This is a genomic window from Atlantibacter subterraneus (assembly GCF_007570865.1).
Taxonomy (GTDB): domain Bacteria; phylum Pseudomonadota; class Gammaproteobacteria; order Enterobacterales; family Enterobacteriaceae; genus Atlantibacter; species Atlantibacter subterraneus.
Map to the genome: position 1 here is coordinate 87,416 of NZ_VLPS01000007.1, position 25,965 is coordinate 113,380.

Genomic DNA, 25,965 nt, shown 5'->3' on the forward strand with positions numbered 1-25,965 from the left:
AACCGTCGTGAAAATTTTGAATTGCGTCACATGTACGGTGTATGGCGAGTTGAATCGATTTCCATAACTGTGACGTCTGTCTAAGAGTAAGCGCGAGTAAATGTTAGAATAATAACATTCCGCGCGGTGATTAATGAACCGGCGAACCCGGCTTCCATCTGGAGAAACACATGACCGATTTAACCAAAAGCAGCCTTCGCGCATTGCAGTTAATGGACTTAACCACCCTGAACGATGACGACACCAACGAGAAAGTCATCGCGCTGTGCCATCAGGCCAAAACTCCGGTGGGCAATACCGCGGCGATCTGCATCTACCCGCGCTTTATTCCGATTGCCCGTAAAACCCTGAAAGAGCAGGGCACCCCGGATATCCGCATCGCGACGGTCACCAACTTCCCGCATGGCAATGACGATATCGAGATCGCGCTGGCAGAAACTCGCGCGGCCATCGCTTACGGCGCAGACGAAGTGGACGTGGTATTCCCGTACCGCGCGCTGATCGCCGGTAACGAGCAGGTAGGATTCGAACTGGTGAAAGCCTGTAAAGACGCCTGCGCCGCCGCCAACGTGCTGCTGAAAGTGATCATCGAAACCGGCGAGTTGAAAGAAGAAGCGCTGATTCGTAAAGCCTCTGAAATCTCCATCAAAGCAGGTGCCGATTTCATCAAAACGTCTACCGGTAAAGTACCGGTCAATGCCACGCCGGAAAGCGCGCGCATCATGCTGGAAGTGATCCGCGATATGGGCGTGCAGAAAACCGTGGGCTTTAAGCCTGCTGGCGGCGTACGTACTGCCGAAGACGCGCAGAAATTCCTGGCGATTGCCGACGAGCTGTTCGGCGCGGACTGGGCGGATGCCCGTCACTATCGCTTTGGCGCGTCCAGCCTGTTAGCCAGCCTGCTGAAAGCGCTGGGCCACGGCGACGGCAAAAGCGCCAGCAGCTACTAATTCCTTTCCTGCGGCGGGCAACCGCCGCCTAAAATCTGCTATCTCTGGGGGTTACCTTGTTCCTCGCTCAAGAAATTATTCGCAAAAAACGTGATGGCCACGCGCTCAGCGACGAAGAAATTCGCTTTTTCATTAACGGGATCCGCGATAACACCGTCTCAGAAGGGCAAATTGCCGCGCTGGCAATGACCATCTTTTTCCATGATATGACGATGCCCGAGCGGGTATCGCTGACCATGGCGATGCGCGATTCCGGCAGCGTGCTGGACTGGAAGAGCCTGAATCTCAACGGCCCGATTGTGGATAAACACTCCACCGGCGGCGTGGGCGATGTAACCTCCCTGATGCTAGGCCCAATGGTGGCGGCGTGCGGCGGCTACGTGCCGATGATCTCCGGGCGCGGCCTCGGCCATACCGGCGGTACGCTGGATAAACTGGAAGCCATTCCGGGCTTTGATATTTTCCCTGATGACGCCCGTTTCCGCGCCATCATTAAAGACGTCGGTGTGGCGATTATCGGCCAGACCAGCTCGCTGGCTCCGGCGGATAAACGCTTCTACGCGACCCGCGATATTACCGCCACCGTGGATTCTATTCCGCTGATCACCGCCTCGATCCTCGCCAAGAAACTGGCGGAAGGGCTGGATGCGCTGGTGATGGACGTGAAAGTGGGCAGCGGTGCGTTTATGCCGACTTATGAACTCTCTGAAGCGCTGGCGGAAGCGATCGTCGGCGTATCCAACGGCGCAGGCGTGCGTACCACCGCGCTGCTCACTGATATGAACCAGGTGCTGGCGTCCAGCGCGGGTAACGCCGTGGAAGTGCGCGAAGCCGTGCAGTTCCTGACGGGGGATTACCGCAACCCGCGCCTGTTCGACGTCACCATGGCGCTGTGCGTGGAAATGCTGATCTCTGGTCGTCTGGCCCGTGATGAAGCCGACGCCCGTAAACAGCTACAGGCGGTGCTGGATAACGGCAAGGCTGCAGAGGTGTTTGGCCGTATGGTCAGCGCCCAGAAAGGCCCGGCGGATTTCGTGGAAAATTACGACAAATACCTGCCTGCCGCGACCCTGAGCAAAGCGGTGTACGCCGATCGCAGCGGCGTGGTCTCTGCCATGGATACCCGCGCACTGGGTATGGCGGTGGTGTCCATGGGCGGCGGCCGTCGTCAGGCTTCCGATCCGATTGACTACAGCGTCGGCTTTACCGATATGGCGCGCCTGGGCGACAGCGTTGACGGCCAGCGTCCGCTGGCGATTATCCACGCCAAAAACGAAGCCTCGTGGCAGGAAGCGGCTAAAGCCGTTAAAGCAGCGATTGAAGTGGGCGACACCGCAGCTGAAGACACGCCGGTGGTTTATCGCAGAATCAGCCAGTAACCGTCCTCGCTTCCTGGGCGAGCCGCATTCGGGTATACTGATCTGATCGCATTTTTTAACGCCACAGGGCGTTAAACAGCGCAACGTACGGAGAAAATATGAAACGTGCATTCATTATGGTACTGGATTCATTCGGTATTGGCGCGACTGAAGATGCAGAGCGTTTTGGCGACGTGGGTTCTGATACCCTCGGTCACATTGCTGAAGCCTGCGCAAAAGGTGAAGCGGATCATGGCCGTAAAGGCCCGCTGAACTTACCGAATTTAACACGTCTTGGTCTGGTGAAAGCCCATGAAGGCTCCACCGGCAAAATTGCCGCCGGTATGGACGGCAACGCAGAAGTGATTGGCGCATACGCCTGGGCGCACGAGCTGTCGTCCGGCAAAGATACTCCGTCAGGCCACTGGGAAATCGCCGGTGTACCGGTTCTGTTCGACTGGGGCTACTTCAGCGATCACACCAACAGCTTCCCGCAGGAGCTGCTGGATAAACTGGTTGAGCGCGCAAACCTGCCGGGCTATCTCGGTAACTGCCACTCTTCCGGCACCGTGATCCTCGACGAACTGGGCGAAGAGCACATGAAAACCGGCAAGCCGATTTTCTACACCTCTGCCGACTCGGTATTCCAGATTGCCTGCCACGAAGAAACTTTCGGGCTGGATCGCCTGTATGAACTGTGTGAAATCGCCCGTGAAGAGCTGACCGAAGGCGGTTACAACATTGGCCGCGTGATCGCGCGTCCGTTTATCGGCGACAAAGCGGGTAACTTCCAGCGTACCGGCAACCGCCATGACCTGGCCGTTGAACCGCCAGCGCCGACCGTGCTTCAGAAGCTGGTGGACGAGAAGGGCGGCAACGTGGTGTCGGTAGGTAAAATCGCTGATATCTACGCCAACTGCGGCATCACCAAAAAAGTGAAAGCCACCGGTCTGGATGCGCTGTTTGACGCCACGGTGAAAGAGATGAAAGCCGCCGGCGACAACACCATCGTGTTCACCAACTTCGTGGACTTTGACTCCTCCTGGGGTCACCGCCGCGATGTGGCGGGCTACGCGGGCGGCCTGGAGCTGTTTGACCGCCGCTTGCCGGAGCTGATGGAGCTGGTGGGTGAGGATGACATCCTGATCCTGACCGCCGACCACGGCTGCGACCCGACCTGGAAAGGCACCGATCACACCCGCGAGCATATCCCGGTGCTGATCTACGGCCCGAAAGTCAAACCAGGCTCGCTGGGCCACCGCGAAACCTTCGCGGATATCGGCCAGACCGTCGCCAAATACTTCGGCACGTCCGACATGGAATACGGCAAAAACATGTTGTGATTGACGGGGCGGCCTGTCCGCCCTGATTAACCATTCTAAAAAGGGATAAATTCATGGCTACGCCACACATTAATGCAGAGATGGGTGATTTCGCTGACGTTGTTCTGATGCCGGGTGACCCGCTGCGTGCGAAACATATCGCGGAAACCTTCCTGGAAGACGTGCGTGAAGTAAACAACGTGCGCGGCATGCTGGGTTTCACCGGCACCTACAAAGGCCGTAAAATCTCCGTGATGGGCCACGGCATGGGCATTCCGTCCTGCTCCATCTACACCAAAGAGCTGATCACCGATTTTGGCGTGAAGAAGATCATTCGCGTGGGCTCCTGCGGCGCGGTACGCGCTGACGTGAAACTGCGTGACGTGGTAATCGGCATGGGTGCCTGCACCGATTCCAAAGTAAACCGCCTGCGTTTTAAGGATCACGATTTCGCGGCGATTGCCGACTACGGCATGGTGCGTGACGCGGTTGACGCGGCAAAAGCGCTGGGCGTGGAAGCGCGCGTCGGTAACATCTTCTCGGCGGACCTGTTCTATTCACCGGACCCGCAGATGTTCGATGTGATGGAAAAATACGGCATCCTGGGTGTAGAAATGGAAGCGGCAGGCATCTACGGCGTCGCGGCGGAATTTGGCGCTAAAGCCCTGACCATTTGCACCGTGTCTGACCATATCCGTACCCACGAGCAGACCACCGCGGCAGAACGCCAGACCACTTTCAACGACATGATCAAAATCGCGCTGGAATCCGTGCTGTTAGGCGACAAAGCGTAATTTTTTTTTCTCAATGCCAGCCATCCCAGGCTGGCAATTTGGTTTCTCGCGCCCGACTGTTTCAAACCCCTCGCCGCACGGCTATCATTCATGCATTCACACCACGGATACATGGAATAACCACTTGTTGTGAAAAAAATAATCCACCGCTGCCTGGCCCTGTTTTCACCTCACGGACTGCTTGCCATTCTGGTGGCGGCCTGCGGCTATCTGTTTCTGCATCCGGTCCTGCTGAGAACCGTGGACGTGCTGCCCCAGATGCACAGTTTCAGCACCTGGAAAGAGGCGCTGTCGGTGCTGGGCTTGCTCGACATTCCGCAGTTTGTGCTGGGACTTGGCTTGATCCTGATGGCCTTCGGGCTGCTGCTGCGCGCCCGCACCGCCTGGGTGTTCTCGCTGCTGTTGCTGCTGGTCACCAGCGCGTTTAACTTTCTCTCCCCACAGGGAAACCCGGCTCTCAGCCTCGGCGCGCTGGCGCTGATGCTGCTGTTGATTGGCTTCTGGCGGCAGTTCGATCGCGCCAGCCTGGCGGCGGGCGGATTGTTCGCGCTGGTGAGCTTTGTCTCGCTGCTGCTGTATGCGGTGATGGGCGCGCTGTATCTGGGCGAGGAGTTCGCGCCAGCGATTATGGATATGCCCACGGCGTTTTACTTCGTGATTGTCGGCATGTCGACGGTGGGTTTCGGGGATATTGTCCCGGTCACCTCCACGGCGCGGCTGTTTACCGTCTCGGTGATCGTTATGGGCATCACCGTCTTTGCGACGTCAATCAGCGCCATTATCGGGCCGGTGATTGGCGGTAATTTAAAACGAATCGTCACAGGGCGGATTTCACACGTGATGCGTAAAAACCACTTTATTATTGCCGGTGCGTCGCCGCTGGCGCTTAGCGTTTACCACGGCTTAAAAGCGCGCGGCGAAGCGGTTACCGTGATTGTTCCGCCGCATATCGCCCATGAGTACCCGCCGGATAGCGACCTGATTTCCGGCGACCCGTCGAACGCCGATGAGCTGGTTAAAGCCGGGGCGGCAAAAGCGAAATACATCCTGGCGCTGCGCGATGATGACGCCGAAAACGCGTTTATCGTACTGGCCGCCAAAGACGTGGCGGGCGCGGGCTGTAAAACCATCTCGGTGGTCAATGCCAGTAAAAACCTGCAAAAAATTAAACGCGTTCAGCCGGATATGGTGTTTTCGCTGCAAACCCTGGGCAGCGAACTGCTGGTGCGTACCCTGAACGGTGAGCCTATCGACAACAAGCTGATCACCGCGCTGTTCTTTGGCGATATTACGGAGAGTAAAGAGAGCGAGTAACAACGCCCGTGAGGGCGTTGCGGGGGATTAACGCACTACGTCCGCCATCCACTGCGCCACGTCGCGCAACTCTTTTTCATGGTCAGGGAAGTCGATGATCAGCGTTTCGCACTGCTGCTTTAACGCGTTGGCCTGGTAGACGCAGCCCTGTAACCGATTGGCGAGCGCCTCCAGCGGGGCCGGATTCAGGCTATCGGTAAACACCTGGGTGCGGGTGATGTGGCCTTTCTCGACGTCAAAATGCAGCTCCACGCCGCCCCAGCCGAAGCGCTCATCCAGCGTATGGGTAAACGCCGGGGCCTGGCCGAAGTTCCACTCCCAACTGCTCTGGCGGGCAAAGGTCTCGGCGAAGCCGGGCAGATCCGGGACGGCGTCTGGAGAGATCACTTCCGGCGCGACCCGCTCGCCATAATGGGCAAAAAACGCCTCGCTGACGGCGTCGCACACCTGCTGATGGGTGATCCCCGGCAGGAGATCGTTGAGGTTCGCCACCCGCCCGCGCACTGAGGTGATGCCTTTAGCCTTCAGCTTCTTCTCATCGGGATTGAGGTAGTTCGCCAGACGGCTGAGATCGGCATTCAGCAGCAGCGTGCCGTGGTGGAACCCGCGATCTTTGGTCTCCCGGTAGGCGGAACCCGACACTTTACGCGGGCCGTCCGGCGTGGCGACTTCCAGATCGTTGCGCCCGGAGGCCGATGCCTGCACGCCCAGCGCGTTTAACGCCGCCAGCACGATACCGGTGGAGATGCTTTTATCGTATTCCGGCTTACCCGCCATAAAGGTAAAGCAGCTGTTGCCTAAATCGTGAAACACCGCGCCACCGCCGCTGCTGCGGCGCGCCAGGCGAATATTGTCCTGCTCCATGCGCCGGGTGTTGCACTCTTTCCACGGATTCTGGGCGCGGCCAATCACCACGGTATCGGCATTGCGCCACAGGAATAGCACCCGCTGGGTAGCGGGCATCTGGCAGAAAATGCACTCTTCCACCGCGAGGTTAAACCAGGGGTCATACGAGTCTGAAATCAGTAGCCGCAGGGTACTCACAAGCGATATCCCTTCATCAAATGGTTATTCTTTTTTGCTCACGTCTTCTTCCGGCACGTCTTTACTGGCCGTCAGTAAAAAGGGCGATTGCTGCCAGCGCGTACGTTTACCCTGTAACAGGGTGCGCGTCAGCACGATGCCGATCGCCAGCGCTAACAGCAGCATCAGGCGCAAAATATTGGTGGTGTTATCCACCTGTTTGGCTTCGGTGGGCAGCGAGTGGGTGTCGAGCGTGATGCGCAGGTAGCCGAGCGGGCCGCTTTTATCCTCGATCGGCTCAACGATTTGCTGGCTGAAATAGCTGCCCGCGCGTTTGCCGTCCAGCGCCAGCCGGTCGCGCACCTCGACGCTCTCCCCGGCGCGTGCCACCATCTCGCCTTTATCATCGTACACGCTGGCGTCGAGAATCCGGCTCTCATCGGTTAACTGCCTGAGGATCGCGCCAACGCGTTTTTCGTCCGGGTTTTCGCTTTTCATCAACGGCAGCAGGGTATAGTTGACCTGGCGCGCCAGCGTTCGGGCCAGTTCTTCCAGCTGGATATTGCGCGACTGTTGATGGCTCTGGCTAAACCAGCTTGCCCCCTGCATCAGCGCCACCAGCAGCGCGAGACAGATAAGCACAATCACTGCGCGATGCAGTCTAAATTTAAAGCGGGTACGGGCCATAATCCACCTGCTGAAAAAATGAATCTTAATGTTGCCAGAAGCGCCGGACTCAAGGTAGCCTCATGCGTTGTTTTTACCCGTATCAAACCGATTTCAGGAGCGTTAATGCCTAACAGTCTGACCTGGTGCGACCTGCCGAACGATGTTTCTCTCTGGCCGGGGTTACCGCTTTCATTAAGTGGCGATGAAGTGATGCCGCTGGATTATCACGCCGGACGCAGCGGTTGGCTTCTGTATGGCAGAGATCTGGATAAGGGCCGTCTGACCGAATATCAGCGCAAGCTGGGCGCGGCGATGGTGATCGTTACCGCCTGGTGTGTGGAAGATTATCAGGTGATCCGCCTGGCGGGATCCTTGACCCCGCGCGCCACCCGTCTGGCGCACGATAACGGCCTGGACGTCGCGCCGCTCGGCAAGATCCCCCATTTAAAAACCCCGGGCCTGTTGGTGATGGACATGGACTCCACCGCCATCCAGATCGAGTGCATTGATGAGATCGCCAAACTGGCGGGTACTGGCGAACTGGTATCGGAAGTGACCGAACGCGCCATGCGCGGCGAGCTGGACTTTACCGCCAGCCTGCGGTTACGCGTCGGCACGCTGGAAGGGGCGGATGCGGAAATCCTGCGCCAGGTGCGCGATGTGTTGCCGCTGATGCCGGGCCTGACCTCGCTGGTGCTCAAGCTACAGGCCATGAACTGGAAAGTGGCGATTGCCTCCGGCGGGTTCACCTTCTTCGCCGATTATTTGCGCGAAAAATTGCACTTAACCGCCACGGTGGCCAACGAACTTGAGATCCGGGATGGTAAACTAACCGGTCAGGTGATCGGTCAGATCGTCGACGCGCAGTTCAAAGCGCAGACCCTGAAAAATCTGGCGGAAAAATATGAAGTGCCGATTGCCCAGTGCGTGGCGATCGGCGACGGCGCCAACGATCTGCCGATGATCCAGGCGGCCGGGTTGGGCATTGCCTACCATGCCAAACCCAAGGTGAATGAAAAAACCGAAGTGACCATCCGCCATGCGGACCTGATGGGCGTATTCTGTATTCTGTCAGGCAGTCTGAACAAGAAATAAACGAGGTAAAAGGTGGCTAAAGCCCCAAAACGCGCGTTTGTGTGTAATGAGTGTGGTGCGGATTATCCGCGCTGGCAGGGGCAATGCAGCGCCTGCCACGCCTGGAATACCATCACCGAAGTGCGTCTGGCGGCGTCGCCCACGGTTGCGCGTAATGAACGGCTTTCCGGCTACGCGGGCAGCGCGGGTGTATCGAAAGTCCAGAAACTTTCCGACATCAGCCTTGAGGCGCTGCCGCGCTTTTCCACCGGCTTTAAAGAGTTCGACCGGGTGCTGGGCGGCGGCGTGGTGCCGGGCAGCGCCATTTTGATCGGCGGTAACCCCGGCGCGGGCAAATCCACCCTGCTGCTGCAAACGCTGTGCAGGCTGGCCCAGAACATGAAAACGCTGTACGTCACCGGCGAGGAATCTCTCCAGCAGGTGGCGATGCGCGCCCATCGTCTCGGTTTGCCGACCGATAACCTGAATATGTTGTCGGAAACCAGCATCGAACAGATCTGTTTGATTGCCGAGCAGGAGCAGCCGCGCCTGATGGTGATCGACTCCATCCAGGTGATGCATATGGCGGATATTCAGTCGTCGCCGGGCAGCGTGGCGCAGGTGCGTGAAACTGCCGCCTATCTGACCCGTTTCGCCAAAACCCGCGATGTGGCGATTATTATGGTTGGCCACGTCACCAAAGACGGTTCGCTGGCCGGGCCGAAAGTGCTGGAACACTGCATCGACTGCTCGGTGCTGCTCGACGGCGATGCCGACTCGCGGTTCCGCACCCTGCGCAGCCATAAAAACCGCTTCGGCGCGGTAAACGAGCTGGGCGTGTTCGCCATGACCGAACAGGGCCTGCGTGAAGTCAGCAACCCGTCCGCTATCTTCCTGAGCCGGGGCGATGAAGTCACCTCCGGCAGCTCGGTGATGGTGGTATGGGAAGGCACGCGCCCGCTGCTGGTGGAAATCCAGGCGCTGGTGGATCAGTCGATGATGGCCAACCCACGGCGCGTGGCGGTGGGGCTGGAACAAAACCGTCTGGCGATCCTGCTGGCGGTGCTGCATCGCCACGGCGGCTTGCAGATGTCCGATCAGGACGTGTTCGTGAACGTGGTTGGCGGCGTGAAGGTCACCGAAACCAGCGCCGACCTGGCGCTGCTGCTGGCAATGGTATCGAGCCTGCGCGATCGCCCACTGCCGCAGGATCTGGTGGTATTCGGCGAAGTGGGTCTGGCGGGGGAAATCCGTCCGGTGCCCAGCGGTCAGGAACGCATTTCCGAAGCGGCGAAACACGGCTTCCGTCGTGCTATCGTGCCGGCAGCCAATGTTCCGAAAAAAGCGCCGGAAGGCATGCAGGTGTTTGGCGTGAAAAAACTCGCCGACGCGCTGGATATCTTCAACGACCTGTGACTTTCCCGCTCTGATTCAGGCGGCGGCAGCGCCGCCTGTGAATATTTACCATTCACCTCAGACGTTTACTCAAGTATCCTCCTGGCATTGACGCGTTTGCCGCTAGACTTAGTAGCAGCGAACGATCGCGGAATAAGTAAGGGAGGCAGCGCATCTTGTCATCATTCGACTATTTAAAAACCGCCATTCGCCAGAAGGGCTGCACGCTGCAACAGGTGGCGGACGCCAGCGGGATGACCAAAGGCTATCTTAGCCAGCTGCTGAACGCCAAAATCAAAAGTCCCAGCGCCCAGAAGCTGGAAGCGCTGCACCGTTTTCTCGGCCTGGAGTTCCCGCGCCGTCAAAAAAGCGTCGGTGTGGTGTTCGGTAAGTTTTATCCGCTGCATACCGGCCACATCTACCTGATCCAGCGCGCCTGTAGCCAGGTGGATGAACTGCATATCATTATGGGTTTCGATGAAACCCGCGACCGGGCGCTGTTTGAAGACAGCGCCATGTCCCAGCAGCCGACGGTGCCGGATCGCCTGCGCTGGCTGCTACAGACCTTCAAGTACCAGAAAAACATCCGCATCCACGCGTTTAACGAAGAGGGCATGGAGCCTTACCCGCACGGCTGGGACGTCTGGAGCGAGGGGATCTCCGCGTTTATGGCCGAGAAGGGCATTGAGCCGGACTGGATCTACACTTCCGAAGAGAGCGACGCGTCGCAGTATCTCCAGCATCTGGGCATCGAAACGGTGTTGATCGACCCGAAACGCACCTTTATGAACATCAGCGGCGGGCAGATCCGCGAAAACCCGTTCCGCTACTGGGAATACATTCCTACCGAAGTGAAGCCGTTTTTCGTGCGCACCGTGGCAATCTTAGGCGGTGAGTCGAGCGGCAAATCGATGCTGGTCAACAAGCTGGCTAATATCTTCAACACCACCAGCGCCTGGGAATATGGCCGCGACTACGTGTTCTCCCATCTGGGTGGCGATGAAATGGCGTTACAGTATTCCGACTATGACAAAATCGCCCTCGGCCACGCCCAGTACATTGATTTTGCGGTGAAATACGCCAATAAAGTGGCGTTTATCGATACCGATTTCGTCACTACCCAGGCGTTTTGCAAGAAGTACGAAGGGCGCGAACATCCGTTCGTGCAGGCGCTGATCGACGAATACCGATTTGACCTGGTGATCCTGCTGGAAAACAACACCCCGTGGGTGGCCGACGGCCTGCGCAGCCTGGGCAGTTCGGTGGACCGCCATACCTTCCAGGCGCTGCTGGTGGAGATGCTCAACGAGAACAACATCAGCTATGTGCACGTTCAGGAACCGGATTACGACAGTCGTTTTCTGCGCTGCGTCGAGCTGGTGAAGGATTTGATGGGTGAGGCGGGATAAGGGAATCAGGGAAACCGTATAACGGTGGTTTCCCTGAATCACCGATTAGTTGGTTGCTGTGGCTGCCGGAGCAGCCAGCGTCTGCCGCAGCGCCGTCAGCGCGCGGCGGGCCGCCGCAAGCACCTGTTCGCACTGCTCAATGGTCAACGTTAAAGGCGGCTCAACGCGCACCGTTTTGGCGTTGATCAAGGTGCCTGCCACCAGCACCTGCTGGCGGAACATCTCGCTGGAGAACTGGTAGCCGATTTCGTTATCGACAAATTCAATCGCCATCAGCATCCCCTGACCACGCGCTTCAACCACCAGGTCCGGGTACTGCTGCGCCAGCTCTTTAAAGCCGTCCAGCAGCAGATTGCCTTTCTGCTGCGCCTGCGCCGGGAGGTTTTCTTCCAGCAGCACATGGATGGTGGCCAGCGCCGCCGCGCAGGACAGCGGATTGCCGCCAAAGGTGGTGGTGTGCAGGAACGGATTGTCGAACAGCACCGAAAACACCTCTTCGGTCGCAACCGTCGCGCCAATCGGCATTACGCCGCCACCCAGTGCCTTGGCCAGACACAAAATGTCTGGCTGCACGTTTTCGTGCTCGCAGGCAAACATTTTGCCGGTGCGCCCCATGCCGGTTTGCACTTCATCGAAAATCAGCAGCACGCCAAACTCATCGCACAACTTACGCACTGCGGGCAGATAGCCTGGCGGCGGCAGGATCACGCCGCCTTCGCCCTGAATCGGCTCAAGGATCACCGCCGCCACGTCGTCGCCGGTTTTTTTGCAATCCGTGAACAGGGCGCGCATCGCGTCAATATTGCCGAACGCCACGTGACGGAAACCCGGCAGCAGCGGCATAAACGGCTTACGGAAATCCGCTTTGGCGGTGGCAGAAAGCGAGCCGAGCGATTTACCGTGGAACGCGCCGCTGGTGGCGACGAAGGTAAATTTCCCGCGCGGGGACTGATAGGCTTTGGCGAGTTTCAACGCCGCTTCCACCGATTCGGTGCCGCTGTTGCTGAAGAAGCTGTATTTGAGTTTGCCAGGCGTCAGCGTAGCTAAGGTTTTCGCCAGCATCGCCCGTAGTGGGTCGAGGAGCTCCTGGCTGTGCAGAGGTTGTTTTTCGAGTTGATGCTGTACGGCGGAAACCACTTTTGGATTACGGTGCCCCACGTTAAAAATGCCGAAACCACCCAGGCAATCGAGAAACTCGTGTCCCTGAGTGTCGACAAGCGTATTCAAACCTCCCGCTTGCCATTCTACGGCTCCGTAATCCCCGCCGGCGGTAACAGACTTTCTGTACTCTAAAAAACCTGGATTAACATGCTGCTGGAAATAGTCGATCACCTCTTTGTTGAGTGTTTTCATCTCCTCATGGGTCAGCGTTCGCTTCTCAATGAGATTCAATGCGTGCGCGGTGCAGGCGAGTGCCGAGGCGCTGTTCGGTAACCTGTTCAAAATGTGCTCCTGGGAATGGCGTATCACGCGATACACAGATCAAGTATTGCAGCATTTGCGCCACTTCGTCGTGGAGGCCGATAAACGGAATAAACGCCAGGGAGAACGCGTGCCGCTTACGATTTAATCTCATCGCAACCGGGGTTTCGGCAGTTTGTGCTATCTACAGCGGCAGAGGGAGAAGAAAAACCAGCGCGGATGCACAATGATGGTGCAGATTGTTGCAAATTTGTGCAATAGCTCCCAAATTCACTTTTTTACCGCATAATTAATCGGGATATCCAAATAGTTGATCGGGTTGATTATTTTGCATTAGCACTACTTCTTTGTGGTTATCCTGAGATTTGCGATCTCTATCATATTTAACCGTTAAAGTTATTAATTTTAGCGCCGACATAACATGGCACAGGAATGGTTAACAATAAGATAACCTGCAAAATGGAGCAGCCATGTCGTCGCATAACCGCGTTACCCAGCGCGAAAAAGTGCTGGATGAAAACACTACATTAATGTCCACCACCAATCTGCAAAGCTTCATCACCCACGCCAATGACACCTTTGTACAGGTAAGCGGTTATTCACTTCAGGAACTCACCGGCCAGCCGCACAATTTAGTGCGTCATCCGGATATGCCGAAAGCGGCATTTGCCGATATGTGGTACACCCTGAAGCAGGGGGAACCCTGGACCGGCATCGTTAAAAACCGCTGTAAAAACGGCGACCATTACTGGGTGCGCGCCAACGCGGTACCGATGGTGCGCAACGGCAAAACCACCGGCTATATGTCGATTCGCACCCGCGCCACGCCGCATGAAATTGCCGCCGTCGAACCGCTGTACCAGGCGCTGCGCGAGGGCAAGGCGAAGCGCCGCATTTATAAAGGGTTGGTACTGCGCAAACATTTTCTCGGCAAACTGCCCGCTATGCCGCTGCGCTGGCGCATCCGCAGCATTATGGGGATTGCCGCGCTGTTGTGGCTGGCGCTAAGCGCGTTTGCCGCGCCGGGATGGCTGATAACGATCGCGCCGGTGGTGTTAATGGCGCTCGGCTGCCTGGCGCTGGAATGGCAGGTATCGCGTCCGATTGAGAACGTTGCGCGCCAGGCGCTGAAGGTGGCAACCGGGGAGCACAACAGCATTGAGCACATGAATCGCACTGACGAGGTGGGGCTGACGCTGCGGGCCATCGGCCAGCTGGGCCTGATGTGCCGCTGGCTGATCAATGACGTCACCAGCCAGGTGGAAAACGTGCGCAGCGGCAGCGAAACTCTGGCGCGCGGCAATGAAGATCTTAATGAGCGTACCCGTCAGACGGTGGTGAACGTTCAGCAGACCGTGACCACCATGAACCAGATGGCGGCCTCGGTGCAGAACAATTCCCGGACCGCGGTAGACGCCAACAAACTCTCCAGCGAAGCCAGCGACGCGGCGCGTCAGGGCGGGCAGGCGATGGAAACGGTGGTCAATACCATGGACGACATTGCCGACAGCACCCAGCGCATCGGGTCGATTACTTCACTGATCAACGATATCGCCTTCCAGACCAATATCCTGGCGCTGAACGCCGCCGTGGAGGCCGCGCGCGCCGGCGAGCAGGGCAAAGGGTTCGCGGTGGTAGCCGGGGAAGTACGCCATCTGGCGAGCCGCAGCGCCAGCGCCGCCAACGATATCCGAAAACTGATCGACGCCAGCGCCAGTAAAGTGCAGTCCGGCGCAGTGCAGGTTCATGAGGCGGGGCGCACCATGCAAAATATTGTCGATCAGGTGCAGAACGTGACGCAGCTAATTAGCCAAATCAGCAGTGCTACCTCTGAGCAGGCGCAGGGGCTGTCGGAACTGACGCGTGCGGTGGCGGAGCTGGACGAGATCACCAAAAAGAACGCGGTACTGGTCGAAGAAAGCGCGCACGTCTCGTCGATGGTGAAGCATCGCGCGGCGCGGCTGGAGGATGCGGTTACGGTCCTTCAATAACCTTACAGCAGATGCCCTGGCCTCAGGGCATCTTCCCCACCAGACCCGTGAAAATTCCATCTCATATCAACCTGATATAAACTACCCACTTATTGCCTCTTCAACCGGATACTCATGAAAAGCGTGACCGCGTCTGTAGCCGAAACCCTGACCCAGGATCTTGCCCTGCGCATTATGCGCGGCGAGCTGCAACCGGGCATGTCAATTCCCGGTGAAAACGAGCTGGCGGTGCAGTACAACGTCTCGCGTACCTCGGTGCGTAACGCGCTTCAGGTGTTGGGCGCGAAAGGCATGCTGACTATCCAGGCCAAGCGGCGCAGCACCGTGGCACCCCGCGAGCAGTGGAGTTTTCTCGATGCTGACGTGCTGAGCTGGCTGGAGGAAATCGGCATTGACGACGCGCTGATCGAACAGCTGATGATCACACGGTTGATCTTCGAGCCCAACGCGGCGGCCATGGCGGCGATCAACGCCAATGGGCGCGATCTGGCCGATCTGGAAGATGCCTGGGAAATCATGTCGCAGGGGCAGCAGCAGGATTCCGCCGATCTGTTTAAACAGGGCGATCTGGCGTTTCATACTGCGATCCTTAAAGCAGGGCACAATCCGTTTCTGTTTTCGGTGGGCAATGCGCTTTCTGCCGCGATGCTGTTTTCCTTTAAGCGCACCCTGGAGCCGGACGTTACGCTGACGCTGGAAGCCGTGGACGCGCACCGCGAACTCATGGAGTGTATCCGCCTTAAGCAGCCTGAGCAGGCGCGCCAGCAGATGCGCCATATTCTGCTCAGCGCAGCGAAGAAGCATCTCGGGGATCCGCTGCCGGACAGGCTGGAACATTTTTTATCAGCCAGCTGATGTCATCATCTTTAAATGAAAAAGCCCCGAAAGGGGCTTTTTAGCATCACAATAACCATGTTGATAGCACCAGGCGATATTACCCGTCCTGCTGTGATGTCGGTGTTGTGTAGTTAGTTTGCCAGGACGACGTTGCTTCAGCGTCTTCACCAGCAATAACTACATGCGTCCTTCCTTCTTCAATAGCGCGAAATAGTTGTTCTGCCCGGGCTGCCTGGCGAGCACGATACTGTTCAAGCCAGTCCCCAGAATCTGGGTGTTCGTAAGACATTTGCCCTCCCGTTGGGCTCCAGCCCAACCTCAATGGTTAATCCCTTATGTTTCTTTTTAGTTATAAATCGGCAGTAGATATTTAATAATTTATGGTCTGAGGGAACGAAGGTATAAAGCCCAACATTGAAGCGAGTATAGTGGTCAATAATTGTTCTTTCAACGCATTTAAGAACCCGGGTACCCGCGCCTGTTGGTAATTCTGCTGCTCGTTGATAAGGTGTTTTATTAATTCGGTTAGCTTTGGTATCAAAGGTAACGTCATAATGGTGACCATATAATGGGAATATAAATCCTTCCGGAAACAATGCTGCACAATCATAAGGGTTTACCGCCGTTATTTGTGTAAAACGCACTTCATAATCAACGTTTGCCACTGTAAATCGCGCGACATGTAATCGTGGAGATCCATATTCAGAGCATTCATCGAAATACGTCATGATTAATCATCATTCCTCCTTATTCGATATATTAACGCTTCCCGTAATAGAGTAGAAAAACACTCGTAAAATATGTTCTCATTTTACGAGACATCTTCCATAACCGTATTCCGCATTTAAAGATCGACCTTTTATAACCCTTAACGCCAGCTTTAGATCCCGATCACAGATCGTAGCCCCGTTTTTGGTCTACATTTCTTGTCATACAAGATTAATCTATTTGGATTACAAGATGAGTAAGAGCTGGCTGGCGGTGGACTGGGGCACGACGAATTTTCGTGCCTGGCTAATGCACGACGCGGACGTGGTTTCCGTCATCAATGCGCCCTGCGGCTTATTGCAGGTTGAAAACGGGCAGTTCGAAACGGCGCTGCAAACCCATATCGCCTTGTGGATTGCCGAATATGGCGCGCTGCCGCTGCTGATGGCTGGCATGGTCGGGTCGCAGCAGGGGTGGGTTAACGTGCCCTACTGTGAGGGGCGTATTGATGCGCAACAGTTGGCCCAGGGTGCCCATGCGCTGCACACCCGTTGGGGAAGCCAGGGATGGATCTTACCCGGCGTGGCCGGGCACAGCGCCGTGGGCTTGCCGGAAGTCATGCGCGGTGAAGAGATCCAACTGGTCGGCCTGATGGCGCTCGCGCCGGCAGAAAATCATCACGCCATTTTGCCGGGTACGCACAGCAAACACGCTACGGTCGCGCATCAGGCTATTCACGATTTTTCCACCTTTATGACTGGCGAGCTGTATCAGCTGTTAATGGCTCACTCCCTGCTGGGCCGCGATTTACCGCCTCAGCAGCCTGACAGCCGCGCCTTTGCGCTTGGCGTACAGCACAGCGGCCTGGCTGCCCCGCTGAGCCAGCTGCTGTTTTCGGTACGCACCCTGCGTCTGCGCGGTGATGTGCCGCTATCCGGCGTCGGCGACTATCTGTCCGGACTGTTAATCGGCCAGGAATTGCGCCAGTGCCCCTCAACCCCTCACTGGATCATCGGCAGCGATGCGCTGAACGCCCGCTATCAGCAGGCCGCGTCACAGCTGGGTTTAGTGACGGAAGCCCTGTCCGGCGAGCGCTGTTTTATCGCCGGGATGAACCAGATACGTCTTTATCTACAAGGAATCGAATGATGGATTACCGCGCCTTTTCGACACTGTGGCAGCAAACGACTCTGCCGCTGGTTGCAATTTTACGTGGCCTGACGCCTGAAGACGCGCCCGCCGTGGCCGAAGGCTTGCTGGCGGAAGGTTTTACCTGGCTTGAAGTCCCGCTCAACAGCCCGGATGCGCTGACCTCAATCACACTACTGCGCGAACTCGTAGGTAGCCGGGGCTACGTTGGCGCGGGCACGGTATTAACCGCACAGCAGGTGGACGCGGTAGCAGACGCGGGCGGACAAATCATTATTTCGCCCAACATGAGCGTGGACGTTATCCGCCGCAGCCGCGAACGCGGGTTAATCAGCATGCCTGGCGTGATCACGCCTTCGGAAGCCTTTACCGCGCTACAGGCCGGAGCCAGCGCCCTCAAACTGTTCCCGGCGGAAAGCATCGAGCCAGGCACGTTAAGCGCCTGGCGCGCGGTGTTGCCTGCTGAAGTGGTGTGCCTGCCGGTGGGCGGCATTCAGCCTGATGCTGCGCAAATGCGCGCCTGGCGTAACGCTGGCGCGCAAGGATTTGGTCTGGGCGGCGGGCTATACCGCCGCGCGGACGACGCTCAGAAAGTACAACAAAAAGCCCGCGACTATCGCGAGGCGTGGCGCAACAGCCACAGATAACAACACAACCCTACAACCTTACTGAGGTCCGTATGAACACTGACTCTACACACAGCGAAGCCAGTAAAAATGAGGTCTACCGCAAAGTCACCCGGCGGCTGATCCCTTTTTTGATCCTGTGCTACTTCTTCGCCTATCTGGACAGGGTGAACGTGGGGTTCGCCAAACTCCACATGCAGGATGCGCTTAACCTGAGCGACACGGTTTACGGCATCGGTGCCGGGATCTTCTTTATCGGCTATTTCATTTTCGAACTGCCCAGCAACCTGCTGATGCAGCGCTTTGGGCCACGCTTCTGGATCGCCCGCATTATGGTGAGTTGGGCGGTGCTGTCGTGCCTCACCATGTTTGTCACCACCCCGACCCAGTTTTATATCGTGCGCTTTTTGCTGGGCGTGGCGGAAGCGGGCTTCTTCCCGGGGATCGTGTTTTATCTCACCCTGTGGTTCCCGTCGTGGCGCTCGGCGCGCACCCTCGGCCTGTTTATCCTGGTGACGCCGCTGTCCACTATTATCGGCAGCCCGCTGTCCGGGTTCATCCTGAAGATGTTCGAAGGAGTGGGTCACCTGCATAACTGGCAGTGGCTGTTCCTGGTGGAAGCGATCCCGTCATTCCTGCTGGCGTTTGTAGTGCTGCGCTACCTGGATAACAACGTGGAATCGGCCCACTGGCTGACGGCGCAAGAGAAGGACATTATCGCGCGCGATCTGGAGCAGGATCGGATCAATAAGATCGCCGCTAACGCCGGCAAAGCGCCCACCAGCCTGAGCGCCATGTTCCGCAACAAGTTCGTCTGGTTACTGGCGCTGATCTTCTTCAGCTTCAACATCGGCTATTACGGGATCAACTTCTGGCTGCCGTCGATCATTAAATCTTCCGGCGTGAAGGACGACTTCGCCATTGGCCTGCTGGCGGCGCTGCCGTACATCTTTGGCGCGGCGTTTATGGTCTGGAACAGCCGCCATTCGGATCTGAAACAGGAGCGCCGCTGGCATATCGCTATTCCGGCGCTGATCGGTGCGGTAGGGCTGACGCTCAGCGCCTCCAGCAGCGGGTCCACCTTCTGGATGATGGCGTGGATCTGCCTGGCGATGTCCGGCACTTTAGCGCTGATCCCCACCTATATGAGCCTGCCCGGCACGCTGCTTTCCGGTACTGCCGCCGCTGCGGGCATCGCCCTGGTGAACTCTATCGGCAACCTGGCGGGCTTCTTCGGCCCTACGGTGCTGGGCTATCTCAAAGACACCACCGGCAGCGCCAACGCCGGTCTGTATATCCTGGCGGGTTTTCTGGTGCTGTGCGCGCCGCTGATGTTCTTACTGCCCGCCAGGCTGGTAAACCCGAAATCCAAAGCCGCTGCCACGGCGCAGCGTGAAGAAACAGGCACGATGAAGAGAGGTCATATATGAGCAGTTGTGGCACGGGATGCGGTGGCGGTTGTGGTGGCCACTTTAACCCGGTTCTCAGTGGTGATGACGGCGCGCTGAAGCGCGCCCTGTATAAGTCGATGGGCCATACCGATGAGCAATTGCGTCGGCCCGTGATCGCCGTGGTCAACAGCTACACCAACGCCACGGCAGGCCATGCCAATCTCAATGAACTGACGGCGGAAGTGCTCAAAGGCATCGATGAGGCAGGTGGGGTGGGCATGGTGTTTGGCACTATCGCGCCCTGCGACGGCATCGCCGAAGGGCATCTCGGGATGCGCTACATTCTGGCGGCCAGGGAGGTGATCGTCAGCTCCATCGAGGTGATGATGCGCGCCCACCGTTTTGACGGCATGGTATTGCTCGGCTCGTGCGACAAAATCGTCCCGGCGATGCTGATGGCCGCCGCGCGTCTTGATGTCCCGGCGATCCTGGTGAACGGCGGGCCGATGTATCCGGCGGAATATAAAGGCAAACACTGGGACGGCAATATTGTCACCGAGGCCATCGGCTGGAAGCGGCGCGGCGAAATCGATGAGGCGGAGTTCCGCCATATTGAAGATATCGCCGAGCCGGGGCCGGGCTCCTGCACCATGTATGGCACCGCCAATACCATGTGCTGCATCGCTGAAGTGCTGGGTATGAGCCTGCCGGGCAGCAGCACCTTGCCCGCTATCTCTCGCGAGCGCCGCGACTGTGCTTACGCCACCGGGTTGAGGGCGGTGGATCTGGTTAAAACTGGCGTTAACGCCCGTCAGATCATCACCCGGGAATCGATCCATAACGCCATGGTCTATCTGCTGGCGACCGGCGGTTCCACCAATGCGATCCTGCATCTTCAGGCGATTTATTACGAAGCGGAACTGGGCGAGCTGCCGCTCGCCGCGTTTGACCAACTGAGCTACAGCGTGCCGCTGGTGGCCTCGCTCTATCCGGCATCTGAACATGACATGATCGATTTCTGGGAAGCAGGCGGCGTGGCGGCGGTAGAAAAAGAGATCGCCTCGCTGCTGCATACCGACTGTCTGACGGTGAACGGCCAGACCAAAGGCGAATGGCTGGCGGGCGTCCCGCGCTCGCGCCGCCCGGAAGTGATCCACACGCTGGCGATCCCGGTGCGTAACGAAGCGGGCGTGGCCGTACTACACGGCAATCTCTCGCCGCTGGGCTGTGTGGTGAAACCGGCGGCGGTGCCGGAACATCTGATGCTCTTTACCGGTCCTGCGGTGGTGTTCAACAGCGAAGACGAATCGGTCGAAGCGATCCTGTCCGGCGATATTCAGCCGGGCAGCGTGCTGGTGCTGCGCTATGAGGGGCCGAAAGGCGGGCCGGGGATGCCGGAAATGTACAAGCCGATGAAGTGCCTGGAAGGGATGGGCTTATCTGACAGCTGCGCGTTAATCACCGATGGCCGTTTCTCTGGCTCCAACCGCGGGCTGTTTGTCGGCCATATTTCACCGGAGGCCAGCGACGGCGGTGAACTGGCGCTGGTAGAGCAGGGCGACATCATCACCATTAATATCCCTGAACGTACCCTGACGTTGCAGGTAGACGACGCCGAGCTGGCGGCGCGCCAGGCCCGCTGGCAGCCGGTAGACAAACAGGTGCCGCGTGGCTTTTTACGGTTGTATCGCCGCTGGGCCGCTCCTGCCGCACAGGGCGCGGTGCTGGCCGACCGGGAGGAAAACCTATGAGCAGCGTTGCCGCCATTAAAGGCGTAAACCCCATCGCCGCGGTGCCGTTTCGCGCCGACGGCGAGCTGGACGAAACCAGCTTCAGCAACATGCTGGGGCATCTGGCGGGGACCGGCATCGACGGCCTCACGCTGTTCGGTATTGCCAGCGAATTTCCAAAATTGTCGGATGACGAGCGCGAACGTCTGGCGGCGCGATTTATCAGCGATCTCGCGGGCAGCGGGGTGTTTCGCGCCATGTCGGTTACCGATCATTCAACGGAACTGGCGGTGAAGCGCGCACGGCGCTACCAGCAAATGGGTGCGGATGCGCTGATGCTGCTGCCGCCGTTCTTCCTGAAGCCCAGCCCGCAGGCGGTGGCGAGCCATATCAACCAGGTGCTGGAGGCGGTCACGATCCCGGTGATGGTGCAGTACGCTCCCGGCGAAACCGGCCTGCCGATACCGCCGGAAGAACTGGCTCAGGTGGCGCAGCGCTATCCGCACGCGGTATTTAAAATTGAATGCAATCCGCCGGTGGAATACACCCGCGAGTTTTTGCAGCAGGCACCCGGTGCGCATGTGCTGAACGGCTATGCCGGGCTGTATATGCTGCAAATGCTGGCGGCGGGCGGCAAGGGCGTGATGCCAGGCTGCTCGTTCAGCGAAGTTTATGTGCAGATCTACCGCGCCTGGCGTGAAGGCCGCATCGCCCAGGCGGAGGCGCTGCATCAGCGTTTACTCCCCTGGATCACCCGCTGGATGAGCCACTGCGAGTACATCATCCAGGTAGAGAAAACCATCCTCCAGCGGCGCGGCGTTATCGCCAGCGACTATTGCCGTCATCCCGGTTGGGCGCTAAGTCCGGAGGATCACCGGGACATCGACACGTTTTTGGCGATGTTTTTGTAACCCCTGAAGGCCGCCGCCCGGCGGCCTTACAGCTGGGCAATGTCCAGCGCGGCTCTGTCGATCACGCCAACGATCCGCTTCAGCGTCTGGGCGTCGATTTCCGACTGATTAACCCGCAAATCCAGCACCGCTTTCATATTATCCAGCGCGCGTTTTAAATCCGGGTTTTTACGCAGCTCATGCCCGATGGCGCGGGCAGTCATGCGGGCGCGGATGTGTTCGAGGTGCTCGCGATTGTCGTTAAGCCAGGCCTCGCCGTCCGGCGTGATGGCGATTTTTTTACGCCCGGCGTCGTCGTCGCTGAACGCGATAAACGCCTGTTCTTCAAGAAAATCCAGCGTTGGGTAGATCACGCCGGGGCTGGGCGTGTAGTGGCCGCCGGTCAGGGCTTCGATCTCTTTAATCAATTCATAACCGTGGCTCGCGCCGCGCGTCAAAATATCTAACAGCACCACGCGCAGTTCGCCGTGACCAAAAAAGCGCGCGCGGCGTTTACGCCCCTCGCCGCCGTGGCCGCGTTTTTCGCAAGGTTCATGATGGCGTTCGTCGTCATGAGCGTGACAGTGATGGGTATGCCGGTGTTGATGTCTCATGGTTGGCTCCTTATTTAGATATATCTAATTTATATCTAAAAAAAGAGATAACGCAATAATGGATTCACTTAAAACTATTAACTTCATGTTTTTAGGTGATTTTTAATGATATTTTAACGATCCGTGCCCAATCGCTTAGCCACTCTAAAAAAAACTTGCCAGCCACTCAGATAACAATCATTATCATTTAAAATTCGATATATCTAAACTTAGCGAGCGGGATTGACTATGACAACTTCTTACCCTCAGCGTGTGCGCAACGATCTGCGTTTTCGCGAAATTACCGTTTTAAGCAGCAGCTATGTCAGCGGTTTTCAGCGTATCGTCTTCGGCGGCGATGCGCTGGCGGGCTTTACCTCACAGGGCTTTGACGATCACATCAAACTGTTTTTCCCGGAGCCGGGGCAGCCGTTTACCCCACCGGAAATCACCGAGTCGGGGATTGTCTGGCCTGGCGATACGCGTCCGCAGTCCCGCGATTACACGCCGCTGTTTGATGAGCAAACCCAGCAACTGACGATTGATTTCTGGGTGCATGACGGCGGCGTGGCCAGCGCCTGGGCCGTGGCGGCGCGAGCAGGCGATACGCTGTGCATCGGCGGGCCGCGCGGTTCGCTGGTGGTGCCGCTGGAATATTCGTGGCAGCTCTACGTGTGTGACGAATCCGGCTTACCGGCGCTGCGCCGCCGTCTTGAAGCGCTGCGTGACGCGGGCGTGCAGGCGCAATGCCGCGCTATCGTCAGCATCACCGATGACGCCTGCAAAGAGTATCTGGCCCATTTGCCCGACGCGAATATCGACTGGGTGGTGGGTCATGACGCGGCGGTGGTAGAGCAGCATCTTCAGGCCATCGCCTGGCCGACGGAGGATTATTTCGTCTGGATCACCGGAGAAGGCAAACTGGCGAAAAGCCTGGCCGATCGCTATACCCATCAGCTCGATCAGCAGTTGGTGCGTGCCGTCGCGTACTGGCATGCCTGATCTTTTGCGTTAACGTACGGCAAGCGGGTCCATAGCTTGCCGTTTTGTTACATCCGTTACATATTACCAACATGAATATTGCCTCCTGAACCTTATGGCGCATTATGGCGCGGTTCAGTAAGGGGAAGCGTCATGATTGGTGTGGTGTTAGTGGATGACCATGTGGTCGTTCGATCGGGTTTCGTCCAGCTACTTAGCCTGGAAGAGGACATTACGGTGCTGGGCCAGTACAGCAGCGCTGCCGAAGCGTGGCCGGTGTTATCGCGCCAGCCGGTGGACGTGGCGGTACTGGATGTGGCGATGCCCGATGAAAACGGATTAAGTTTGCTTAAGCGTCTGCGCGCTCGCCAGCCAGGTTTTCGCGCCATTATCCTCAGCATTTACGACACCCCGGCGTTTGTGCAAAGTGCGCTGGACGCCGGGGCGTGCGGCTATTTAACCAAGCGCTGCGGCCCGGAAGAGCTGGTGCACGCGGTGCGCTCGGTGGGGCTTGGCGGGCATTACCTGTGCGCCGATGCGTTAAAAGCGCTGCGTGGCGGCGCGGAGCCGGCGCGCGTATTGCAGGTATTAACCCCCCGCGAGCGTGAAGTGTTTGATCTGCTGGTGCGCGGCGAGAGCGTAAAATCCATCGCGCTACAGCTCGATCTCAGCCATAAAACGGTTCACGTCCACCGGGCCAACGTATTGGGCAAATTGCAGTGCGCCACCACCATCGAACTGGTGCATTTTGCCCTGGAACATCAGCTACTGACGGGGCATTGATGCGCCGTTCTCTCCGCCAGATTGTCCTGTCGCTGTTTATCATGCTGGCCTGGGGGCCTGGCTGGTTGATGCTCTGGACCATCAGTTTTTACCTCACGCGCAACGGCCAGCAGGCGGCGCTGTTGCTGCCCCACGGCGTCCAGCTGGCGCTGCTGATTTTGCTGGCGCGCCGCTACTGGCCTGCGCTGTTTATCCCGCAAATCGGCCTGTCGCTGTGGCTGTGGCACGAGCAGCTAATTAACGGCGGCGCGATGGCGCTCGCGCCGTTTATCACCGCCATTCCGGCGCTGCTGACCCAGCATTTCTGGCACCGCTTTCCGCTTTACTGGCAACGGCTGTCGCTATTGTTAAGCGCGGTGGCGGGGTCGGCGTTGCTCAATACGCTGTTGCTGACGCCGGTTATCGAAAGCCGCGCCACGCTGATCCTGCTGGCGTCGTTCACCGGCGGCGTGTTGCTGACGCCGTTTGTCTATCTGGTCTTTGACTATTTACGTCAGCAGCATCGCTATCAGCTGTTAGGGCTGGAGACGCGCAACCCGCCGCTGCGCACCTCGCTGCTGCTCTGGTGCAGCCTGTTTTTTATTATCGGCATCGGCACCCAGATGGTGCTGTCGCCGGAAATCGAACGGCTGCTGCTGATTGTGGTGTTCTTACCCAATGTGGTGATGGCGTGGAAATTCGGCTGGCAGGGCGGGGTGCTGGCGGCGCTGCTCGGCAGCATGATGATCACCACCGTGCGCCAGGTCGGCAGCGGGTTCAGCGACTTAATGGAACTGGAAATTTTCCTCTCCACCCAGGCGCTGCTGGGCATCGGTCTCGGCATCGCGATCAGCCGCCAGGAGCAGCTGGCCAGCAATCTCGACCACTACCGCCAGCGGCTGGAAGTGGAGCTGGACGCGCGGCGGGCGCTCACCGAAAAGCTGATCCACGCCGAAGAAGATACCCGCAAGCTGCTGGCCCGGGAGCTGCACGATGAGATTGGCCAAAACATCACGGCGATCCAGATTCAGTCGCAGCTGGTGAAGCGGGTGAGCGATAACCGTACCGCGCTGATGGCGGGGGAGCAGATCAGCGAACTGGCCCAGCGCATTCACCACTCCACGCGCCAGTTGTTGCGCCAGCTGCGCCCGCCAGTGCTCGATCAAATGGCGTTCGATGAAGCCCTGCACCATCTGGTGCGAGAATTTGCCTTCCCCGAGCGCGGTATTCGCTGCCGTTTCCACTATCAACTCGCCGCGCCGCCGGACAACGAAACCGTAGTGTTTACCCTGTATCGCCTGTTGCAGGAGCTGCTGAACAACGTCGCCAAACACGCCCAGGCCACGGAAGTGGACATCACTCTCAGCCAGTCGCCCGGCTTCGTGCATCTGGTGGTGAGCGATAACGGCGTCGGCGTGCTGCCAGGCCGCGCGCCGGGCTTTGGCATCCAGGGCATGAGCGAGCGGGTACAGGCGCTGGGGGGCGAACTGCTGCTGGAAAGCCAGTCTGGCGTGCGGGTAACTGTTAACTTGCCCACACTTTTGCCACAAAACTCGCTGTAACCAGGAAAAAGTCTT

General features: G+C 58.0%; 23 protein-coding genes. 18 read left to right on the forward strand and 5 right to left on the reverse strand.

The window, feature by feature from the left end; all coding sequences use genetic code 11:
* Positions 1–170 precede the first annotated feature (170 nt).
* From deoC to kch, 5 genes are all read left to right on the forward strand, one after another.
* Positions 171–950, forward strand: a complete 780-nt coding sequence (gene deoC, locus FND52_RS13720; RefSeq protein ID WP_125293782.1) for a deoxyribose-phosphate aldolase — start codon at positions 171–173, stop codon at positions 948–950.
* Between the two features lie 56 nt (positions 951–1,006).
* Positions 1,007–2,329: a thymidine phosphorylase gene (gene deoA / locus FND52_RS13725; RefSeq protein ID WP_144131371.1), complete on the forward strand. Its 1,323-nt coding sequence runs from the start codon at positions 1,007–1,009 to the stop codon at positions 2,327–2,329.
* 98 nt (positions 2,330–2,427) lie between these two features.
* Positions 2,428–3,651 (forward strand): phosphopentomutase, encoded by a 1,224-nt coding sequence (deoB, locus tag FND52_RS13730; protein ID WP_144131373.1) that lies wholly within the window; start codon positions 2,428–2,430, stop codon positions 3,649–3,651.
* Between the two features lie 53 nt (positions 3,652–3,704).
* Positions 3,705–4,424 carry a purine-nucleoside phosphorylase gene (gene deoD / locus FND52_RS13735; RefSeq protein WP_125293779.1) on the forward strand — a complete coding sequence of 240 codons (720 nt, stop codon included), beginning with the start codon at positions 3,705–3,707 and terminating at the stop codon, positions 4,422–4,424.
* 129 nt (positions 4,425–4,553) lie between these two features.
* Positions 4,554–5,738: a voltage-gated potassium channel protein gene (kch, locus tag FND52_RS13740; protein WP_144131375.1), complete on the forward strand. Its 1,185-nt coding sequence runs from the start codon at positions 4,554–4,556 to the stop codon at positions 5,736–5,738.
* Positions 5,739–5,765: 27 nt separating this feature from the next.
* On the opposite strand, the gene lplA is transcribed toward kch, so the two are convergent.
* Together lplA and FND52_RS13750 are read right to left on the reverse strand one after the other, a co-directional pair.
* Positions 5,766–6,782 carry a lipoate--protein ligase gene (gene lplA, locus FND52_RS13745; RefSeq protein WP_144131377.1) on the reverse strand — a complete coding sequence of 339 codons (1,017 nt, stop codon included), beginning with the start codon at positions 6,780–6,782 and terminating at the stop codon, positions 5,766–5,768.
* Positions 6,783–6,806: 24 nt separating this feature from the next.
* Entirely contained in the window at positions 6,807–7,448 is a 642-nt protein-coding gene (locus tag FND52_RS13750) for a YtjB family periplasmic protein (protein ID WP_125293776.1), read from the reverse strand.
* A gap of 105 nt (positions 7,449–7,553) precedes the next feature.
* Here FND52_RS13750 and serB point away from each other — a divergent pair, with 105 nt between their 5' ends.
* The 3 genes from serB (at position 7,554) to nadR (ending at position 11,308) form a co-directional block, all read left to right on the forward strand.
* Positions 7,554–8,525: a phosphoserine phosphatase gene (gene serB, locus FND52_RS13755; RefSeq protein ID WP_144131379.1), complete on the forward strand. Its 972-nt coding sequence runs from the start codon at positions 7,554–7,556 to the stop codon at positions 8,523–8,525.
* A 12-nt stretch (positions 8,526–8,537) separates the two neighbouring features.
* The gene (radA, locus tag FND52_RS13760; RefSeq protein ID WP_125293774.1) at positions 8,538–9,920 is read left to right on the forward strand and encodes a DNA repair protein RadA; all 1,383 of its coding nucleotides are present in this window, start codon (positions 8,538–8,540) and stop codon (positions 9,918–9,920) included.
* 155 nt (positions 9,921–10,075) lie between these two features.
* The gene (nadR, locus tag FND52_RS13765) at positions 10,076–11,308 is read left to right on the forward strand and encodes a multifunctional transcriptional regulator/nicotinamide-nucleotide adenylyltransferase/ribosylnicotinamide kinase NadR (RefSeq protein WP_125293773.1); all 1,233 of its coding nucleotides are present in this window, start codon (positions 10,076–10,078) and stop codon (positions 11,306–11,308) included.
* A gap of 45 nt (positions 11,309–11,353) precedes the next feature.
* Here nadR and ygjG read toward each other — a convergent pair whose 3' ends face one another.
* Positions 11,354–12,751, reverse strand: a complete 1,398-nt coding sequence (ygjG, locus tag FND52_RS13770) for a putrescine aminotransferase (RefSeq protein ID WP_208737507.1) — start codon at positions 12,749–12,751, stop codon at positions 11,354–11,356.
* 449 nt (positions 12,752–13,200) lie between these two features.
* Between ygjG and FND52_RS13775 the strand changes: the two genes are divergently transcribed.
* Together FND52_RS13775 and FND52_RS13780 are read left to right on the forward strand one after the other, a co-directional pair.
* A complete protein-coding gene (locus tag FND52_RS13775; protein WP_144131383.1) occupies positions 13,201–14,721 on the forward strand; it encodes a methyl-accepting chemotaxis protein in 1,521 nt (506 codons plus the stop codon).
* A 114-nt stretch (positions 14,722–14,835) separates the two neighbouring features.
* Positions 14,836–15,576, forward strand: coding sequence for a FadR/GntR family transcriptional regulator (locus FND52_RS13780; protein WP_125293770.1), 741 nt, complete (start codon positions 14,836–14,838; stop codon positions 15,574–15,576).
* A 233-nt stretch (positions 15,577–15,809) separates the two neighbouring features.
* On the opposite strand, the gene FND52_RS13790 is transcribed toward FND52_RS13780, so the two are convergent.
* On the reverse strand, positions 15,810–16,286 hold the full coding sequence (locus FND52_RS13790) for a hypothetical protein (protein WP_144131387.1): 477 nt from the start codon (positions 16,284–16,286) through the stop codon (positions 15,810–15,812).
* Between the two features lie 232 nt (positions 16,287–16,518).
* On the opposite strand from FND52_RS13790, the gene FND52_RS13795 reads away from it, so the two are divergent.
* The 5 genes from FND52_RS13795 to FND52_RS13815 are packed head-to-tail and all read left to right on the forward strand — an operon-like array spanning position 16,519 to position 22,073.
* Positions 16,519–17,415 carry a 2-dehydro-3-deoxygalactonokinase gene (locus FND52_RS13795; RefSeq protein WP_144131389.1) on the forward strand — a complete coding sequence of 299 codons (897 nt, stop codon included), beginning with the start codon at positions 16,519–16,521 and terminating at the stop codon, positions 17,413–17,415.
* Entirely contained in the window at positions 17,412–18,062 is a 651-nt protein-coding gene (locus FND52_RS13800) for a 2-dehydro-3-deoxy-6-phosphogalactonate aldolase (RefSeq protein WP_244290572.1), read from the forward strand. Before FND52_RS13795 ends, FND52_RS13800 begins: the two co-directional genes overlap by 4 nt.
* A 32-nt stretch (positions 18,063–18,094) precedes the next feature.
* Positions 18,095–19,471 carry an MFS transporter gene (locus tag FND52_RS13805; RefSeq protein ID WP_144131391.1) on the forward strand — a complete coding sequence of 459 codons (1,377 nt, stop codon included), beginning with the start codon at positions 18,095–18,097 and terminating at the stop codon, positions 19,469–19,471.
* Positions 19,468–21,183: a dihydroxy-acid dehydratase gene (gene ilvD / locus FND52_RS13810; RefSeq protein WP_144131393.1), complete on the forward strand. Its 1,716-nt coding sequence runs from the start codon at positions 19,468–19,470 to the stop codon at positions 21,181–21,183. The genes FND52_RS13805 and ilvD overlap by 4 nt, the downstream gene beginning before the upstream one ends.
* Positions 21,180–22,073, forward strand: coding sequence for a dihydrodipicolinate synthase family protein (locus FND52_RS13815; RefSeq protein ID WP_144131395.1), 894 nt, complete (start codon positions 21,180–21,182; stop codon positions 22,071–22,073). The genes ilvD and FND52_RS13815 overlap by 4 nt, the downstream gene beginning before the upstream one ends.
* 26 nt (positions 22,074–22,099) lie before the next feature.
* Here the strand turns inward: FND52_RS13815 and FND52_RS13820 are convergent, their stop codons facing one another.
* On the reverse strand, positions 22,100–22,666 hold the full coding sequence (locus tag FND52_RS13820; RefSeq protein WP_144131397.1) for a PadR family transcriptional regulator: 567 nt from the start codon (positions 22,664–22,666) through the stop codon (positions 22,100–22,102).
* A gap of 228 nt (positions 22,667–22,894) precedes the next feature.
* On the opposite strand from FND52_RS13820, the gene FND52_RS13825 reads away from it, so the two are divergent.
* The 3 genes from FND52_RS13825 (at position 22,895) to FND52_RS13835 (ending at position 25,950) form a co-directional block, all read left to right on the forward strand.
* Positions 22,895–23,647, forward strand: coding sequence for a siderophore-interacting protein (locus tag FND52_RS13825; RefSeq protein ID WP_144131399.1), 753 nt, complete (start codon positions 22,895–22,897; stop codon positions 23,645–23,647).
* A gap of 132 nt (positions 23,648–23,779) precedes the next feature.
* A complete protein-coding gene (locus FND52_RS13830; protein WP_144131401.1) occupies positions 23,780–24,409 on the forward strand; it encodes a response regulator transcription factor in 630 nt (209 codons plus the stop codon).
* Positions 24,409–25,950 carry an MASE1 domain-containing sensor histidine kinase gene (locus FND52_RS13835; protein WP_144131403.1) on the forward strand — a complete coding sequence of 514 codons (1,542 nt, stop codon included), beginning with the start codon at positions 24,409–24,411 and terminating at the stop codon, positions 25,948–25,950. Before FND52_RS13830 ends, FND52_RS13835 begins: the two co-directional genes overlap by 1 nt.
* Positions 25,951–25,965 lie beyond the last annotated feature (15 nt).

Coding starts and splice junctions, on each gene's coding strand:
- deoC (WP_125293782.1), top strand. CDS start 171: ATGACCGATTTAACCAAAAGCAGCCTTCGCGCATTGCAGTTAATGGAC.
- deoB (WP_144131373.1), top strand. CDS start 2,428: ATGAAACGTGCATTCATTATGGTACTGGATTCATTCGGTATTGGCGCG.
- deoD (WP_125293779.1), top strand. CDS start 3,705: ATGGCTACGCCACACATTAATGCAGAGATGGGTGATTTCGCTGACGTT.
- FND52_RS13750 (WP_125293776.1), bottom strand. CDS start 7,448: ATGGCCCGTACCCGCTTTAAATTTAGACTGCATCGCGCAGTGATTGTG.
- serB (WP_144131379.1), top strand. CDS start 7,554: ATGCCTAACAGTCTGACCTGGTGCGACCTGCCGAACGATGTTTCTCTC.
- FND52_RS13775 (WP_144131383.1), top strand. CDS start 13,201: ATGTCGTCGCATAACCGCGTTACCCAGCGCGAAAAAGTGCTGGATGAA.
- FND52_RS13780 (WP_125293770.1), top strand. CDS start 14,836: ATGAAAAGCGTGACCGCGTCTGTAGCCGAAACCCTGACCCAGGATCTT.
- FND52_RS13790 (WP_144131387.1), bottom strand. CDS start 16,286: ATGACGTATTTCGATGAATGCTCTGAATATGGATCTCCACGATTACAT.
- FND52_RS13795 (WP_144131389.1), top strand. CDS start 16,519: ATGAGTAAGAGCTGGCTGGCGGTGGACTGGGGCACGACGAATTTTCGT.
- FND52_RS13800 (WP_244290572.1), top strand. CDS start 17,412: ATGATGGATTACCGCGCCTTTTCGACACTGTGGCAGCAAACGACTCTG.
- FND52_RS13805 (WP_144131391.1), top strand. CDS start 18,095: ATGAACACTGACTCTACACACAGCGAAGCCAGTAAAAATGAGGTCTAC.
- ilvD (WP_144131393.1), top strand. CDS start 19,468: ATGAGCAGTTGTGGCACGGGATGCGGTGGCGGTTGTGGTGGCCACTTT.
- FND52_RS13815 (WP_144131395.1), top strand. CDS start 21,180: ATGAGCAGCGTTGCCGCCATTAAAGGCGTAAACCCCATCGCCGCGGTG.
- FND52_RS13820 (WP_144131397.1), bottom strand. CDS start 22,666: ATGAGACATCAACACCGGCATACCCATCACTGTCACGCTCATGACGAC.
- FND52_RS13825 (WP_144131399.1), top strand. CDS start 22,895: ATGACAACTTCTTACCCTCAGCGTGTGCGCAACGATCTGCGTTTTCGC.
- FND52_RS13830 (WP_144131401.1), top strand. CDS start 23,780: ATGATTGGTGTGGTGTTAGTGGATGACCATGTGGTCGTTCGATCGGGT.
- FND52_RS13835 (WP_144131403.1), top strand. CDS start 24,409: ATGCGCCGTTCTCTCCGCCAGATTGTCCTGTCGCTGTTTATCATGCTG.